Origin of the sequence: Pseudomonas sp. NPDC077186 (assembly GCF_044543505.1) — a bacterium.
Taxonomy (GTDB): domain Bacteria; phylum Pseudomonadota; class Gammaproteobacteria; order Pseudomonadales; family Pseudomonadaceae; genus Aquipseudomonas.
In genome coordinates this window covers 14786-30609 of record NZ_JBITWE010000002.1, presented here as the reverse complement: position 1 = coordinate 30609, position 15824 = coordinate 14786, and the positions used below count along the sequence as shown (strand labels likewise).

Here is a 15824-nt window from a genome sequence, read left to right as displayed (position 1 = left end):
GTTACATCGCTACGGACGTCGCCTCGACATGCCGCGGCAGGGTGACCCGAATGCGAGTGCCGAGTTGGCGCTCGGGGTCGGCCGGGCTGTCGATTGTTATCTGCCCATAATGCTCTTCCACGATCGAATAGACCAGCGCGAGGCCCAGGCCGGTGCCCTCGCCGGGGTCCTTGGTGGTGAAGAACGGCTCGAACAGGCGGTCGACGATCGCCTTGGGAATGCCGCTGCCTTCGTCCTCGACGATCAGGTCGACGGTGTGCTCGGACGCCTCGCTGCGCACGCGGATGGCGCCGCCCGGCGGCGAGGCGTCGCGGGCGTTGGACAGCAGGTTGATCAGCACCTGGGCCAGGCGCTGCGGATCGCCCTCGGCCCAGTGCTGCGGATCGCAGAGGTTGTAGAACTGGATGTCGAAGTTGCGCTTGTTCAGCGACAGCAGGCCGATGGCGTCCTGCGCCACGTCGGCCAGGCACACCGGCTCCTCGCTGCGCTGGTGGCTGCCGGAGTGGGCGAAGCTCATCAGCGACTGGACGATGCGCGACACGCGCTTGGTCTGCTCGAGGATCTGCCCGCTGATCTCGATCAGCTCGGGGTCGCTTTCGCGCTCCTCGCGCAGGTTCTGCGCCAGGCAGGCGATGCCGGTGATCGGGTTGCCGATCTCGTGGGCTACCCCGGCGGCCAGGCGGCCGATGCTGGCCAGGCGCTCGGAGTGCACCAGCTTGTCTTCCAGCAGCTGGGTTTCGGTGAGGTCCTCGACCAGCAGCACCAGGCCGCTGTTGCCCGGCGCCAGCGGCTCGTCGATGGCCGCCTTGTGCAGGTTGAGCCAGCGGATCTGGCCGTCGACGGCCAGGTGCTGCTTGTGCAGGTGCTGGTCGGGCAGTTCGATAAAAGTCTGCAGCAGGCCCTGCCAGGGCTCGGCCAGTGCCGACAGGCGCGAGCCGACGATGCGCTGCGCGGGAATCTCGGTAAGCTCCTCCATGGCCCGGTTCCACATCAGGATCTCCTGATCCTTGGCCAGCGAGCAGACGCCCATCGGCAGCTCCTGCAGGGTCTGGCGGTGGTAGCGGCGCAGCGCGTCGAGCTCGGCGGCGAGGCCGGTGAGGCGCGACTGGTAGTCCTCCAGGCGGCTCTCGATGAAGTGGATGTCCTCGGTGACGTAGCCCTCGCTGCCGGATTTGTAGGGCAGGAAGGTCTCGACTATGTCCTGCGCCACGCTGGGGCCCATCAGGCCGGAGAGGTTGGCCTCGATGCGGTCGCGCAGGCGACGCAGGGCATAGGGGCGGCTCTCGTCGAACGGCAGGTGCAGGTCGCGCAGGGCCTGCTCCACCTCGCGCTGGGCGGTCTTGGCGCCGAGCGGCTTGGCCAGCTGGGCGGCGAATTCCTGCGGCGACACCGCCACCAGCTCGCGGCGTTGCGGGCGGCGCACGTTGTCCACCGCGCAGGCCTCGGCGGCGCTCTTTTCCTCGGCGCTGGCCTCGGTGAACAGCGACACCAGGGTGAACACCAGCACGTTGGCCGCCAGCGAGGCGATGGCCGCCAGGTGCCAGCTGGCATCGTCGAGCACGTAGATGACGTTGAACAGCGGCAGGTAGAAGCCTTCCAGGTTGCCCAGCAGCGGCAGCAACATGGTCAGCGCCCAGACGCCGATGCCGGCCAGCAGCCCGGCGAGGAAGCCGCGGCGGTTGGCGGTCGGCCAGTACAGCACCGAGAGCACGCCGGGGAGGAACTGCAGGGTGGCGACGAAGGCGACTATGCCCAGGTTGGCCAGGTCCTGCTGGGCGCCGAGCAGCAGGTAGAAACCGTAGCCGGCCATGATGATGGCGAGAATCAGCGCGCGCCGCGTCCACTTCAGCCAGCGGTAGATATTGCCCTCGGCCGGCGGCTGGTACAGCGGCAGCACCAGGTGGTTGAGTGCCATGCCCGACAGCGCCAGGGTGCTGACGATGATCAGCCCGCTGGAGGCGGACAGGCCGCCGACGTAGGCGAGCAGCGCCAGCGCCTCGCTGTTCACCGCGATGCCGAGCCCCAGGGTGAAGTACTCGGGGTTGGTGGTGGCGCCGAGCTTGAGCCCGGCCCAGAGAATCAGCGGCACCGCCAGGCTCATCAGCAGCAAAAACAGCGGCAGGCCCCAGCTGGCGCTGACCATGGCGCGCGGGTTGAGGTTCTCGGTGAAGGTCATGTGGTACATGTGCGGCATGACGATGGCCGAGGCGAAGAACACCAGCAGCAGGGTGCGCCAGGGGCCTTCCTGCAGCGGCGTGTGCAGGGTCGCCAGCGCCGCCTGGTTCTGCACCAGCCACATCTCCAGCTCGCGCGGGCCGCCGAACACCTGGTACAGCGCGTACCAGCCGATCACGCCGAGGGCCACCAGCTTGACCAGCGACTCGAAGGCGATGGCGAACACCAGGCCTTCGTGCTTCTCGCGGGTGGCGATATGGCGGGCGCCGAACAGGATGGTGAACAGGATGATCAGCCCGCAGTAGCTCAGCGCCACCTTCTCCTGCAGCGGCTCGCGGCTGAGGATGCCGATGGAGTCGGCCACCGCCTGGATCTGCAGGGCCAGCAGCGGCAGCACGCCGATCAGCATGAACAGGGTGGTCAGCACCCCGGCCCAGGTGCTGCGAAAGCGGAAGGCGAACAGGTCGGCCAGCGACGACAGCTGGTAGGTGCGGGTGATGCGCAGGATCGGGTAGAGCAGCACCGGCGCCAGCAGGAAGGCGCCGGACACCCCCAGGTAGCTGGCGAGGAAGCCGTAGCCGTACTGGTAGGCCAGGCCCACCGTGCCGTAGAAGGCCCAGGCGCTGGCGTAGACGCCCAGCGACAGGGTGTAGGTCAGCGGGTGGCGGATGATCCAGCGTGGAATCAGGCCGTGTTCGCTGACCCAGGCGACGCCGAACAGGATCAACAGGTAGCCGGCGCTGATCAGGATCAGCTCGCTCAGGCTAAAGCTCGTCAGCATCGCGTTGGCTCTGCGAATGGGAATAGGGGGCGGGCACCCGAGGGGCGCCGGTTCGAGTCAGAGTTCATCGGCATCGCGTTGGCTCTGCAGGATGAAGGTGACGACGATCAGGATCAGCCACAGCAGGTAGGGCCGGTACCAGGCGCCATTGGGGTCGATCCACCAGTCCATGATGGCCGGGGAGAACAGGTAGATCCCCACCACCAGGATCAGCACCAGTCGGTAGATATACATGCGCTATCTCGTCGGAGGATGCGGCGATGGTAAAGGAAGCCGCGCGTTGCAAGCCACAAACTTGAGGCTTGCCGTAGGGTGCGCTGTGCGCACCGATGTCCAGGCGTTATCCAACGTAGCCCGGATACCGTCCGGGGAGCGCGGTGGCGGGTTGCCCCGGTACGGCCTAGGCGGCCCCGGCTCTCAGCGCAGCTGCGCCTCGGCCAGGGTGCGGCTGCGCGGAATGCGGCTGGCGTCCCAGTGGGCGCTGCCCCAGGCCAGCAGCTCGGCGGGCGCGGCGCCCTGCAACTCGGCGGGCGCTTGCTGGCCGAGGGCACGCAGGGCGCGCAGCAGCAGGGGACTGGCCTGTTCGGCGGGCAGCGGCGGCGAGCGGTAGCTCTTGCCCAGCTTGTGGCCGTCGGGCTGGATGATCAGCGGCACGTGCAGGTAGCGCGGCTGCGGCAGCCCGAGCAGTTCCTGCAGGTACAGCTGGCGCGGCGTGGAGTCGAGCAGGTCGGCGCCGCGTACCACGTCGGTCACCCCCTGCCAGGCGTCGTCCAGCACCACGGCGAGCTGGTAGGCGAACAGGCCGTCGCGGCGGCGGATGACGAAATCGCCCACCTCGCGTCCCAGCTGCTGGCCGAACTCGCCCTGCACGCGGTCGACGAAGCGGTATTCCAGTTGCGGCACGCGCAGGCGGATGGCGGCATCATGCCCGGCGTGGCCGGCATCGCGGCAGGTGCCGGGGTAGATGCCGCCGTGCCCGGCCAACTGCTTGCGCGAGCAGGTGCAGGCATAGGCCAGGCCCTGAGCCAGCAGCCGCTCGATCACCGCGGCGTACTCGGCATGTCGATCGCGCTGGTAGACCAGCTCGCCGTCCCAGGCGAAACCGTAGCTTTCCAGGGTGCGCAGGATGGCGTCCTGGGCGCCGGGCACTTCGCGCGGCGGGTCGAGGTCTTCCATGCGCAGCAGCCAGCGACCGCCGGCGGCGCGGGCGTCGAGGTAGGAGGCGAGGGCGGCGACCAGCGAGCCGAAGTGCAGGTAGCCGCTGGGGGTGGGGGCGAAGCGCCCGACGTAGGAGCTGTTCATCGGCGCGGGGCTGGAAGCTTGTTGAATCTGTAGGGTGGACATGCCGAAGGCTTGTCCACCACCTCGGTGGCAACGGTGGACAAGGCTGGCGCCATGTCCACCCTACTGCATCCGGAAACAGAGCGGGGCGCCTAGGCGCCCCGTCGTCGGTTCAGGAACCGATCTGCTTTTCCTTGATTTCCGCCAGGGTCTTGCAGTCGATGCACAGGGTGGCGGTGGGGCGGGCTTCGAGGCGGCGGATGCCGATTTCCACGCCGCAGGAGTCGCACCAGCCGTAGTCGTTGTCTTCGATCAGTTGCAGGGTCTCGTCGATCTTCTTGATCAGCTTGCGCTCGCGGTCGCGGGCGCGCAGTTCCAGGCTGAATTCTTCTTCCTGGCTGGCGCGGTCGGCCGGATCGGGGAAGTTGGCCGCCTCGTCCTGCATATGGTGCACGGTGCGGTCGACTTCCTGCATCAGCTCCAGCTTCCACTTGTTGAGGATGCCGGTGAAGTGAGCGCGCATCGGCTCGCTCATGTATTCCTCGCCCTTCTTCTCTTCGTAGGGCTGGAAACCGCGAACCAGCTGGCTAGTGCTCTTTGCTTTTTCTTTGGTGGGCATGGATGACCGCCTCTCACTCTCTCGAATCCACTGCGCAGGTTGTGTCCATTGCCGATCTGAGCTCGGCCCTGCGGCTGCAAGCGGGCGAACTTACCAGATCGAATCGGGGTGCGCTACTCCCGGTTGTCCATGGTATGCCGCCCTCGTACGCAAAAGCTCGAAGCCCGTCCGTGGTTTTGTCGAGCCCTGCTAGAATCCGCGCCTCGAAACCTCGCGAGGCAGGCTCATGGCTCAGCTCTACAGTGCGCGCAGTCGCGCCATCGAACCCTTTCACGTCATGGCGCTGCTGGCGCGGGCCAACGAACTGCAGGCCGCCGGCCATGATGTCATCCACCTGGAAATCGGCGAGCCGGACTTCACCACCGCCGCGCCCATAGTCGAGGCCGGCCAGGCGGCGCTGGCCGCCGGCCACACCCGCTACACCGCGGCGCGCGGTGTGCCGGCGCTGCGCCAGGCCATCGCCGACTTCTACGCCGCGCGGCATCGGCTAAGCATAGACCCTGAACGCATCCTCATTACCCCGGGCGGTTCCGGCGCGCTGTTGCTGGCCGCCAGCCTGCTGGTCGACCCGGGCAAGCACTGGCTGCTGGCCGACCCCGGCTACCCCTGCAACCGCCATTTCCTGCGCCTGGTGGAAGGGGCCGCGCAACTGGTGCCGGTCGGCCCCGAGGTGCGCTACCAACTGACCCCGCAACTGGTCGAGCGGCATTGGGATGCCGATAGCGTCGGCGCGCTGGTCGCCTCGCCGGCCAATCCCACCGGCACCTTGCTGCACAGGGACGAGCTGGCGGCGCTGTCGAGCTGCCTCAAGCAGCGCGGCGGCCATCTGGTGGTGGACGAGATCTACCACGGCCTGACCTACGGCTGCGACGCGGCCAGCGTGCTGGAAGTGGACGACGATGCCTTCGTGCTCAACAGTTTCTCCAAATATTTCGGCATGACCGGCTGGCGCCTCGGCTGGCTGGTGGCCCCGGAAAACGCGGTGCCCGAGCTGGAGAAGTTGGCGCAGAACCTCTATATCAGTGCGCCCTCCATGGCCCAGCATGCCGCGCTGGCCTGCTTCGAGCCGGCCACCCTGGCGATTCTCGAAGCGCGTCGCCACGAGTTTCAGCGCCGCCGCGACTACCTGCTGCCGGCGCTGCGCGCGCTGGGCTTTGGCATCGCCGTGGAGCCTGAGGGCGCCTTCTATCTATATGCGGACATCTCGGCCTTCGGCGGCGACGCCTTCGCCTTCTGCCGCCACTTTATCGAGACCGAGCATGTGGCCTTCACCCCGGGGCTGGATTTCGGTCGGCATCAGGCCGGCCATCATGTGCGTTTCGCCTATACGCAGAACATCGAGCGCCTGGAGCAGGCGGTCGCGCGCATCGCCCGCGGCCTGCGGAGCTGGAACCCCGATGCGCTTTGATCCGCCGCTGCAGGAGGGGCGCCTGCTGCGCCGTTACAAACGCTTTCTCGCCGATATCGAGAGCGCCGGCGGCGAGCTGCTGACCATCCACTGCGCCAACACCGGCTCGATGCTCAACTGCATGAGCGAGGGTTGCCGGGTGTGGTTCAGCCGCAGCAACGACCCCAAGCGCAAGCTGCCGGGCAGTTGGGAGCTGAGCGAAACGCCGCAGGGGCGCCTGGCCTGCATCAATACCGCGCGGGCTAATGGGCTGGTGGAGGAGGCGCTGCGCGCCGGGCTGATCGCCGAGCTGGCCGGCTTCGTTGCGCTCAAGCGCGAAGTGCCCTATGGGGTGGAGAACAGCCGCGCCGATTTTCGTTTGGACTACGCCGACGGCCCGGTCTACGTCGAGGTCAAGAGCGTCACCCTGGGTTTCGCTGGCACGGATGTGGCGGCCTTTCCCGATGCGGTGACCGCACGCGGCGCCAAGCACCTGCGCGAGCTGGCCGCCCTGGCGCGCCAGGGCGTGCGCACGGTGCAGCTGTACTGCGTGAACCTGTCCGGCATTCGCGCCGTGCGCGCCGCCGAAGAGATCGATCCCACCTACGCCGCCGGTCTGCGCGAGGCCAAGGCGGCCGGCGTGGAAGTGCTGGCCTACGGCGCCGAACTCAGCCCGCAAGGTATCGCCTTGATGCGCCGACTGGAGGTGCTGGCGTAGGCCGGGCATGGCGCAGCCTTGTCCGGCACGGGATTGTGGCGACGGTGGACAAGCCTGCGGCATGTCCCCCCTAGGTCTCGATCCAGATACCGGCGGCGTCCTCGCGGCACTCGATGGCCTGCAGCGCCTGCCCGGCGCAGGGGCCGGCGACGCATTCGCCGGAGTCGATCAGAAACAGCGCACCGTGGGTGGCGCACTGGATCAGGCTGCCGCTGTCGTCGAGAAAACGGTCCGCCTGCCACTCCAGCGGCACGCCGCGGTGTGGGCAGCGATTGAGGTAGGCATGCACCCGGCCGTCCTTGCGCACGGCGAGCAGGTTCAGTCGCTCGAGCAGAAAGCCCCGGCTCTGGCCTTCGGCCAACTCGCTCGGGGCGCATAGGCGGATCATCGCGGTCTCCGTTAGCGTGGCAGTCGCATAGCGACGACCTCTGATGACCTTCTCCCTCTGGGAGACGGTGGCGCGTAGCGCCGGAAGAGGGGCGGATTATCCCGCAGGAACAAAAGCGGCGCATCCCTGCGCCAAGTGGAGCCTTAGAACTGCCAGGACGCCGAGACGCGGAAGCTGCGCCCGGGTTCGCTGTAGTAGTCGGCGGGTTGCGGGCTGGTGCGGCCGCCGGCGCCGGGCACGTTCAGCGCGTTCCAGTACTGCTTGTCGAACAGGTTGAACAGGCCGGCCTGCAGCCTGACGCCGTCCAGCGCCGCCGGTTGCCAGTAGCCGCTCAGATCGACCACGGCGTAGCCCGGGGCCTGGAAGTCGCCGTCGTTCTCCACCTTGTCGCGGCGGCGCGCGGCGGTCAGCGTCAGGTCGGCGCCATGGCGCTGCTGGGTGTAGCTCAGGCCTAGGGTGGCGGTCAGCGGTGCCACCGAATTGAGGTGCTGCTGGGTCTCGCGATCCTTGCCGACGGCCCAGGCCACCGAGCTCCAGGCCTGCCACGCCGGGGCGAACTGCCAGTGCGCGGTGCCTTCGGCGCCGTAGATGCGCACCTTGTCGCGGTTCTCCATGACTTCGAAGAAGGTGGGGAACTCGCCGGGCTGGAAGCCGTAGTCCTCTTCGTTGGCGGCGATGCTGTCGATGAAGTTCTTGTAGCGGTTGTCGAACAGGCTGACGGAGCCGCCTAGACGCTCGTCGCCCAGGCGCGCGCCGACTTCGTAGCCGCTGCTCTCCTCGGGCTTCAGGTTGGGGTTGCCGACCCGGGCGTAACCCATGCCGGCGTTGGTGAAGGTGCTGTACAGCTCGTTGACGTCGGGCGCCTTGAAACCCTGCGCCCACTGCGCGTAGAGGGTGGCCAGCGGGTGCGCTTGCCAGGTCAGCAGTAGGCTGCCCGACCACTTGGCGTCTTCGTTCTCGGTCAGCATCGGGCTGTCGCCGTCCAGCACGTAGCCGCTGGTGTTGCTCTTGGGTTTGTACGCGTAGCGGTCGTAGCGCAGGCCGGGGGTCAGGGTCAGGCTGTCGCTCAGGCCGATCTCGTCCTTCAGGTACAGGGCGTACAGGGTGCCCGGGGTCTTGGGCATCTCGGCCTGGTTGGTGTGCAGGTTGAGGCAGGAGAAATAGACCCCCGCCGGCGTGCCGCCCGGCAGGAACGGCGGGATCAGCACGCTGGGGCAGGCGTCGTAACCGCTGCTGTACTGCTCGGCCTCGATGCGGCTGGCCTCGGCGCCCAGGCTCAGGTTGTGCCGACCCAGCTGCTTGCCCAGGCTGCCGGTGATGCCGTACTGGGTCTTCTCGATCTCGTTGTTGCGGCCGAACGGGCCGGCCAGCGTGCCGGCGCGGGTGGCGTCGACCCGGTCCTCGCGGCGCAGCTTCTGCCAGTAGAGGATGGTTTGTGCCCAGTCGAGCGCGGCGCCGGCGTCCTCGGCCTGGTAGTGGTGGTCGAGCGACAGGCGCTGGCGCTCGTTGGTTTCGCGGGCGTCGTAGTGAGCGGGGTAGGTGACCGTGCCCTGGTTGATGCGGCTGTCGATGTCCTCCTCGCGCTCGAAACGCTCGGCGGTCAGACCCAGGCGGTGGCCGCCCTGCAACTGCTGCTGCAGCTTGAACAGCAGGCTGTGCTGGTCGCTATCGCTGGGGTCGGGCTCGCTGCGCAGGCTGCCGAGGACATCGTCGTCGCCCATGTTGTCGCGCTCGTGGCCCTGCCGGCCGCCCGCCTGCAGCAGCCAGGCGGTGTCGTTGAAGCGCCCGGCCAGCGCGGCATTCAGCCCCCAGCTGTGGTCGGCGCTGTCATGGTCGCTCTTGATCAGGCCGGCGAAGTCGTCCTGCGCGGCGAGCAGATCGTCCGGGCTCAGGGTGCGCAGCTGCAGCGCGCCGCCGAGGGCGCCCGAGCCGACCTGGCTGGAGTTGGCCCCGCGGACCACGTCGATCGCCGACAGGCTCTGGAAGTCGATGCTGTCCAGGCCGCCGTTGACCTCGCGCACGGCGTCGTTGAGCCAGGGCATGCGGATGCCGTCGATGGTGGTCAGCACGCGGTCGCGGTCCAGGCCGCGGATGTTGATGCTGTTGTTGCTGCGGTTGTAGGTCACGCCCGGCTCGGCGCGCCGCGACAGGTCGTCGAAGCTGCGGATCTGGCGGCGCTCGAGGGTTGCAGCGTCGGTGCTGGTGGTGGTCGGCAACGGCTCGGCGGCGGGGTGGGCGGTGACTTCCACGGCCGGCAGCTCGGCCGGCGTGCTGGCCAGCGCCAGGGATGGGCAGAGCAGCAGCAGGGCGAGCCAGGGACGGCGGGCGAACGGCGGACGAACGGGCATGGCGGTGACTCCTGGGGCGTGCGGGGCAGTTCTGCGACTGCCTGGTTGGCGACGGCGGCAGACGGTAAACGGATTATTTATCCGATGCAAATAATTCTCAGATAGATTATCGTTTGTGTGTTTTGACACTGCCGTGCCGCTTGGCGCTCGCCTCGTCGGCGGCAGAAGCAACGATCCGCGAAAGAGGAAGAGTCCCCATGAGTACCGTACCCAAGGCCGCCGTGCAGGCGGCCGATCTGTATCAGGCCTGGCAGGATCTGCGCCGCCAGCAGCCGCGCCTGCGTGCCCGCGAGGCCGCCGCCGCGCTGGGCGTCAGCGAGGCCGAACTGACCGCCAGCCGCCTCGGCGTCGATGCCGTGCGCCTGCGCCCGGACTGGGCCGCGCTGTTGCCGGCGCTGGGCGAGCTGGGCCAGGTGATGGCGCTGACCCGCAACGCGCACTGCGTACACGAGCGCAAGGGCCCGTACCGCGAGGTTAGCGTCACCGCCGCCGGGCAGATGGGCCTGGTGGTGTCCGCCGATATCGACCTGCGTCTGTTCCTCGGCGGCTGGGCCAGCGTCTTCGCCGTGGCCGAGGACACGAGCAAGGGCGTGCAACGCAGTGTCCAGGTGTTCGACCGCCAGGGCGTCGCCGTGCACAAGGTCTATCTCACCGAGTGCAGCGAAGTGGCCGCCTGGGCGCCGCTGCTGCAGCGTTTCGCCGCCGCCGAGCAGAGCGCCGAGCTGGAGCTGCAGGCGCTGCCCGCGGCGCCGGCGCGCAAGAGCGATGCGCAGATCGACCGCCAGGCCCTGCGCGACGGCTGGGCGGCCTTGCAGGACACCCACCACTTCTTCGCCCTGCTGAAGAAGCACGAGGTCGCCCGCACCCAGGCCCTGCGTCTGGCCGGCAGCCAGTGGGCCGAGCCGCTGGCCACCAGCGAGCTGACCCGGCTGATGGAGCAGGCCGGCGAGCGCGAGGTGCCGATCATGGTCTTCGTCGGCAACCGCCACTGCATCCAGATCCACTCCGGGCCGGTGCGCAACCTGCGCTGGCTGGACAGCTGGTTCAACGTGCTCGATGCCGAATTCAACCTGCACCTGCAGACCGCCGGCGTGGTCGAGCTGTGGCGCGTGCGCAAGCCCAGCGTGGACGGGGTGATCACCAGCCTGGAGGCCTTCGATGCCGATGGCGAGCTGGTGGTCCAGCTGTTCGGCGCGCGCAAGCCGGGCATGGCCGAGCGCGACGATTGGCGCGAACTGGTCGAAGCGCTGCCCGTGCTGGGCTGAAGCCACTTTCAAGGAGTCTTGCCCATGCGTCTTGCGCATATCCTCGGCGGCCTGGCGGCCGTCCTGCTGTTGCCCACCCCGGCCCTGGCGGCCGAGCCCTTGCCGCAGCGCTGGGTCAGTTCCGGCGGCGCGATCAGCGAATGGGTGGTGGCCCTGGGCGGCGAACGCCGGCTGGTCGGCGTCGACACCACCAGTCGCCATCCCGCCTCGCTGAGCCGGTTGCCGAGCGTCGGCTACCAGCGCGCGCTGTCGGCCGAGGGCATCCTGGCGCTGCGCCCGGACCTGCTGCTGGGCAGCGAGGAGATGGGCCCGCCGCCGGTGCTGGAGCAACTGACCGCCGCCGGCGTGCGCATCGAACGACTACCGGCGCGCGCCGAGCTGGACAGCCTGCAGGCCAACCTGCTGCGCCTGGGCCAACTGCTCGGCGACGAGGCGGCGGCGCAGCGGCTGTTCGCCGACTACCAGGGGCGGCTGCAGACGCAGCGGCGCTGGGTCGAGCAGGCGCAGCGCAGCCAGGCGGCACCGGGCGTGCTCCTGCTGCTCGGCCACGCCGGCGGCAGTCCGCTGGTGGGCGGCATCGACACCGCGGCCGACTGGCTGATCGGCCAGGCCGGCGGACGCAACCTGGCGCGCCACAGCGGTTACAAAGCGTTGTCCAGCGAGGCGCTGCTGGCGCTCGACCCGCAGGTCCTGGTGATCGCCGACCGTGCCCTGGAAGGCGAGGCGGCCCGGCAGGCGCTGCTCCAACACAACCCGGCCTTGGCCGGCACCCGTGCGGCGCGCGACGCTCGCCTGCTGGCGCTCGACCCGACCCTGCTGGTTGGCGGCCTCGGCCCGCGCGTGCCGGATGGGCTGGCGATGCTGGCCGCGGGCTTTTATCCTGCCAGCCAACCTCAGACCGCCGAAGCCCAGCGCCAGCCATGACTCCCACCCTTCAAGCACGCCCATTGTTCATCGTCCTGGGCCTGTTGCTCGCGCTCGCGCTCTGGCTGTCGCTGGCCCTGGGGCCGGTCAGCCTGGCGCTGGACGATACCCTGCGGGCCGCCTTGCGCCTGCTCGGGCTGCCCCTGGCCGGCGACGCGGCGGTCGAGCAGGCCGAACTGATCCTGGCGCAGATTCGTATGCCGCGCACCCTGCTCGGGCTGGCGGTGGGCATGGTTCTGGCCTTGTGCGGGGTGGCCATGCAGGGCCTGTTCCGCAACCCGCTGGCCGACCCCGGCCTAGTCGGCGTATCCAGCGGCGCGGCACTGGGGGCGGCGCTGGCGATAGTCGGCGGCGCCGCGTTCGGCGGCCTGCCGGAGGCTTTCGCCCCCTATCTGCTGTCCGCCTGCGCCTTCGTCGGCGGCCTGCTGGTCACCGCCCTGGTCTACCGCCTGGGGCGGCGCGACGGGCAGACCAGCGTCGCCACCATGCTGCTGGCCGGCATCGCCCTCACCGCCCTGGCGGGGGCGGCCATCGGCCTGTTCACCTACCTGGCCGACGACGCCACCCTGCGCACCCTGACCTTCTGGAACCTGGGCAGCCTCAACGGCGCCAGCTACGCCCGGCTCTGGCCGCTGCTGCTGGCCACCGCGGCGGTGGCGCTGTGGTTGCCGCGCCGCGCGCGCGCCTTGAATGCGCTGCTGCTGGGCGAGTCCGAGGCGCGCCACCTGGGCTTCGAGGTGGAGCGGCTCAAGCGCGAACTGGTGTTCTGCACCGCGCTGGGCGTCGGCGCCGCGGTGGCGGCGGCCGGCCTGATCGGCTTTATCGGCCTGGTGGTGCCGCACCTGATGCGCTTGCTGGTCGGCCCCGACCATCGCCTGCTGCTGCCGGCCTCGGCGCTGGCCGGCGCCAGCCTGCTGCTGCTGGCCGACCTGGCTGCGCGCCTGGTGCTGGCTCCGGCCGAGCTGCCGATCGGCATCGTCACCGCGCTGATCGGCGCGCCGTTCTTCCTTTATCTGCTGGTGCGGGGGCGGAGCTGATGCTGCGGGCCGAACAACTGGAAGTCCGCCGCGGCCAGTGCGCCGTGCTCAGCGGTATCGACCTGCAGCTGCAGGCGGGCGAGGTGCTCGGCGTGCTCGGACCCAACGGCGCCGGCAAGAGCAGCCTGCTCGCCGCCCTGGCCGGCGAGCTGCCGCCCAGCGCCGGGCAGGTCAGCCTGGATCGCCGCCCGCTCGACGACTGGCCGGGGCCGGAACGCGCCAGGCGCCTGGCGGTGTTGCCGCAGAGCTCGAGCCTGAATTTCGCCTTTCGCGTCGAGGAGGTCGTCGCCATGGGCCGTCTGCCCCATGCCAGCGGCCGCGCGCGCGACGCGCAGATCGTCCAGGAGGCGCTGCGTGCGGCGGATGCCGCGCACCTGGCCGGGCGCAGCTACCTGGCGCTGTCCGGCGGCGAGCGCCAGCGCGTGCACCTGGCGCGGGTGCTGGCGCAGCTGTGGCCGGGCGGGGCAGGGCAGATCCTGCTGCTCGACGAGCCGACCTCGATGCTCGACCCGCTGCACCAGCACACCTGCCTGCAGGCCGTCCGGCGTCTGGCCGAGGCCGGCGCCGCGGTGCTGGTGATCCTCCACGACCTCAACCTGGCCGCCCGCTACTGCGACCGCCTGCTGTTGCTGGAGCGGGGCAGGGCACATGCCTTCGGCACGCCGGCCGAAGTGCTGCGCGCCGAACCGCTGCAGGCGGTGTTCGGTCTGGAGGTGCTGGTGCAGACTCATCCCGAGCGCGGTCATCCGTTGATCGTGGCGCGCTGATCACTCGGGGGCATCCATGCGCATCCTGCTGTTCTGCTGTCTGGTTCTGGTCGCGGCCTGCCAGTCCCGCGAGGTGCTGCCGCCGCCGGCGCCCATCGCGCCGCTGGGGCGCGAGCACGCCGACCTCGGTCGCATCCTCGAGCTGGCCAGCGGTCGCTCGATCAGCCCGCAGCAGCTGCTCGAGCGGCTGGCACGGGCCGAGCGGGTGCTGGTCGGCGAGCAGCACGACAATCCCGATCACCACGCCCTGCAGCTGTGGCTGTCGCGCGAGCTGGCCAAACGGCGTCCGCAGGGCAGCGTGCTGCTGGAGATGCTCACGCCCGATCAGCAGGACAAGGTCGCCGCCGCCCAGGCCGCCGCCCGCGCCGGTCGACTGCCCGGCGACCCCTTCGACGCGCTGAACTGGCAACCGGGCTGGGACTGGTCGCTGTACGGGCCGCTGGTGCTGCACCAGCTGCGCCAGCCCTATCCGTTGCTGGCGGCCAACCTGGATCGCGCCGAGATCGGGCAGATCTACCGGCAGCGGCCGCTCCTGCAGGGCGAGCGCTCCGCGGCGACGGAGGTGCAGGCCAGGCTGCTGGAGGATATCCGCGAGTCGCATTGCCAACTGCTGCCGGACAGTCAGCTGCCGGCCATGCTCGCCGTGCAGCAGCAGCGCGACCGGCGCATGGCCGAGGCGCTGCTGGCGGCGCCGCAGCCGAGCCTGCTGCTGGCCGGTGCCTTCCATGTGCGCAAGGATCTGGGCGTGCCGCTGCACCTGGCCGATCTGGGCGCCGGCGCGGGGCAGGCGGTGCTGATCCTCGCCGAGGTCGGCAAGCCGGTCGGCGCCGCGCAGGCCGACTACGTCTGGTTCACCGCGGCGCAGCCGCAGCAGGATCACTGCGCCAAACTACGGTCCTAGGGCCTTTCAGGGCGTATTCGCCGTAGGCGGTCTGTGAGCAAGGCCAACGGCGGACTGTTCGCCGGCGTTCCCGAGTCCACCCTGCGGGCTTTTGCGCAGGCAAAAAAAGACCCGGCAAGAGCCGGGTCAATAACCGTGATTAGCCTGATGAGGAGATAATCTGAAGAGTCCGACTGAATGGTCTCTTTAGCTTATCGGCTGATCTCGCGACCAGTTGAGGTAATAATAACAATTCTCATTTCATAGTCAACGGCTTTTTGAGAATTTTTCTCAGCAGGCTTTCCCGGCGTCCAGAAAGGCAAAACCCCGGCGCCTGGCCGGGGTTGGCGTGTCGAGCGCGGGCTCAGGACGCGGCGGGCTGGCGCAGCTGGGTGACTTCCTTGTTGAGCAGGTCGATGCGCCGCGCCATGCTCTCGATCAGGCTGTGGGCGATGCGCGGGTTGCTCTGCATCAGGCTGAGGAATTGCTCCTTGGGAATCACCATCACCGTGCAGGGTTCGCTGGCCACCACCGTGGCGCTGCGTTTCTCGCGGGTGAACACGGCCATGGCGCCGAAGATCTCGTCCTTCTGCACGTCGCCGACCTTCTGCCCGTCGACATGGGCCTCGGCGTGGCCCTCGATGATGATGAACACGTGATCGGCCTCGTCGCCCTGGTGGATCAGCTCCTCGCCGGCGGCGAAGTGCTGGAAGCCGGTGGCGGGGCGAATCTCCGGCTGCTTCAGGCGCGCCAGGGCGTCGGAGAGCAGGGCGGTGTGGCCGATCAGGTAGTGGATGAACTGTTCCTGGCGCTGCTCGCTGGCGTAGATGTGCTGGAACACCTCGCTGCGCGAATAGGGAATCAGGCTGATCGGCTCCTCGCTGCTGTAGCGGCAGCTGGGCAGGTCGATGCCCTGGCGCAGGCCGACCAGGTCGCCTTCCTGCAGGTAGAACAGCGGCCGTTCGTCGACCACCGCGTGGAGCAGGCCATTCTCGATGATGAACAGCTGGTTGCCCGGCAGCACCTGGGCCAGGTCCTCGACCCGTTCCAGACGCAGCGGCGCGCCCACGGCCTGCAGCCCTTCCAGCAGCTGCGTGGGGATGCTCTGCAGGCGGTTGATCAGCTGATCGGCGTAGGCCGGTTGCTCCCCGAGTAAATACATAACCGTAATTCCTTGAACTGGCTGGGCTGGCTGACCACACGAAGGTCCCTGAAACAATAGGCTGCGGCGCCTTGCGCGTAAATCCTCTCGCG

General features: G+C 69.0%; 14 protein-coding genes. 7 read left to right on the top strand and 7 right to left on the bottom strand.

Annotation, left to right across the window (positions count from 1 at the left end; all coding sequences use genetic code 11):
• Nucleotide 1: 1 nt before the first annotated feature.
• From ACIGKL_RS08800 to dksA, 4 genes are all read right to left on the bottom strand, one after another.
• Nucleotides 2-2956: a sensor histidine kinase gene (locus ACIGKL_RS08800; protein ID WP_397486295.1), complete on the bottom strand. Its 2955-nt coding sequence runs from the start codon at nt 2954-2956 to the stop codon at nt 2-4.
• 57 nt (nt 2957-3013) lie between these two features.
• Entirely contained in the window at nt 3014-3190 is a 177-nt protein-coding gene (locus ACIGKL_RS08795) for a hypothetical protein (protein WP_003244646.1), read from the bottom strand.
• 183 nt (nt 3191-3373) lie between these two features.
• Nucleotides 3374-4258, bottom strand: a complete 885-nt coding sequence (gluQRS, locus tag ACIGKL_RS08790; protein WP_397486846.1) for a tRNA glutamyl-Q(34) synthetase GluQRS — start codon at nt 4256-4258, stop codon at nt 3374-3376.
• A 151-nt stretch (nt 4259-4409) separates the two neighbouring features.
• Nucleotides 4410-4856, bottom strand: a complete 447-nt coding sequence (gene dksA / locus ACIGKL_RS08785; RefSeq protein WP_021441858.1) for an RNA polymerase-binding protein DksA — start codon at nt 4854-4856, stop codon at nt 4410-4412.
• A 226-nt stretch (nt 4857-5082) separates the two neighbouring features.
• On the opposite strand from dksA, the gene ACIGKL_RS08780 reads away from it, so the two are divergent.
• Nucleotides 5083-6264: a pyridoxal phosphate-dependent aminotransferase gene (locus tag ACIGKL_RS08780; protein WP_397486294.1), complete on the top strand. Its 1182-nt coding sequence runs from the start codon at nt 5083-5085 to the stop codon at nt 6262-6264.
• Entirely contained in the window at nt 6254-6961 is a 708-nt protein-coding gene (sfsA, locus tag ACIGKL_RS08775; RefSeq protein ID WP_397486293.1) for a DNA/RNA nuclease SfsA, read from the top strand. The genes ACIGKL_RS08780 and sfsA overlap by 11 nt, the downstream gene beginning before the upstream one ends.
• 70 nt (nt 6962-7031) lie before the next feature.
• Here the strand turns inward: sfsA and ACIGKL_RS08770 are convergent, their stop codons facing one another.
• Together ACIGKL_RS08770 and ACIGKL_RS08765 are read right to left on the bottom strand one after the other, a co-directional pair.
• Complete coding sequence (locus ACIGKL_RS08770) at nt 7032-7349, bottom strand: Rieske (2Fe-2S) protein (RefSeq protein ID WP_397486292.1); 318 nt, start codon at nt 7347-7349, stop codon at nt 7032-7034.
• Between the two features lie 143 nt (nt 7350-7492).
• On the bottom strand, nt 7493-9697 hold the full coding sequence (locus tag ACIGKL_RS08765; protein ID WP_397486291.1) for a TonB-dependent hemoglobin/transferrin/lactoferrin family receptor: 2205 nt from the start codon (nt 9695-9697) through the stop codon (nt 7493-7495).
• Between the two features lie 197 nt (nt 9698-9894).
• On the opposite strand from ACIGKL_RS08765, the gene ACIGKL_RS08760 reads away from it, so the two are divergent.
• From ACIGKL_RS08760 to ACIGKL_RS08740, 5 genes are read left to right on the top strand one after another with little or no spacing between them, the layout of a single operon-like run.
• The gene (locus tag ACIGKL_RS08760) at nt 9895-10962 is read left to right on the top strand and encodes a hemin-degrading factor (RefSeq protein ID WP_397486290.1); all 1068 of its coding nucleotides are present in this window, start codon (nt 9895-9897) and stop codon (nt 10960-10962) included.
• Between the two features lie 24 nt (nt 10963-10986).
• A complete protein-coding gene (locus ACIGKL_RS08755; protein WP_397486289.1) occupies nt 10987-11886 on the top strand; it encodes a hemin ABC transporter substrate-binding protein in 900 nt (299 codons plus the stop codon).
• Nucleotides 11883-12923: a FecCD family ABC transporter permease gene (locus ACIGKL_RS08750; RefSeq protein ID WP_397486288.1), complete on the top strand. Its 1041-nt coding sequence runs from the start codon at nt 11883-11885 to the stop codon at nt 12921-12923. Before ACIGKL_RS08755 ends, ACIGKL_RS08750 begins: the two co-directional genes overlap by 4 nt.
• Nucleotides 12923-13690: a heme ABC transporter ATP-binding protein gene (locus ACIGKL_RS08745; RefSeq protein WP_397486287.1), complete on the top strand. Its 768-nt coding sequence runs from the start codon at nt 12923-12925 to the stop codon at nt 13688-13690. The genes ACIGKL_RS08750 and ACIGKL_RS08745 overlap by 1 nt, the downstream gene beginning before the upstream one ends.
• A gap of 16 nt (nt 13691-13706) precedes the next feature.
• Entirely contained in the window at nt 13707-14591 is an 885-nt protein-coding gene (locus ACIGKL_RS08740) for a ChaN family lipoprotein (protein ID WP_397486286.1), read from the top strand.
• A 343-nt stretch (nt 14592-14934) separates the two neighbouring features.
• On the opposite strand, the gene ACIGKL_RS08735 is transcribed toward ACIGKL_RS08740, so the two are convergent.
• Nucleotides 14935-15732 (bottom strand): cyclic nucleotide-binding domain-containing protein, encoded by a 798-nt coding sequence (locus ACIGKL_RS08735; protein WP_397486285.1) that lies wholly within the window; start codon nt 15730-15732, stop codon nt 14935-14937.
• Between the last annotated feature and the right edge of the window lie 92 nt (nt 15733-15824).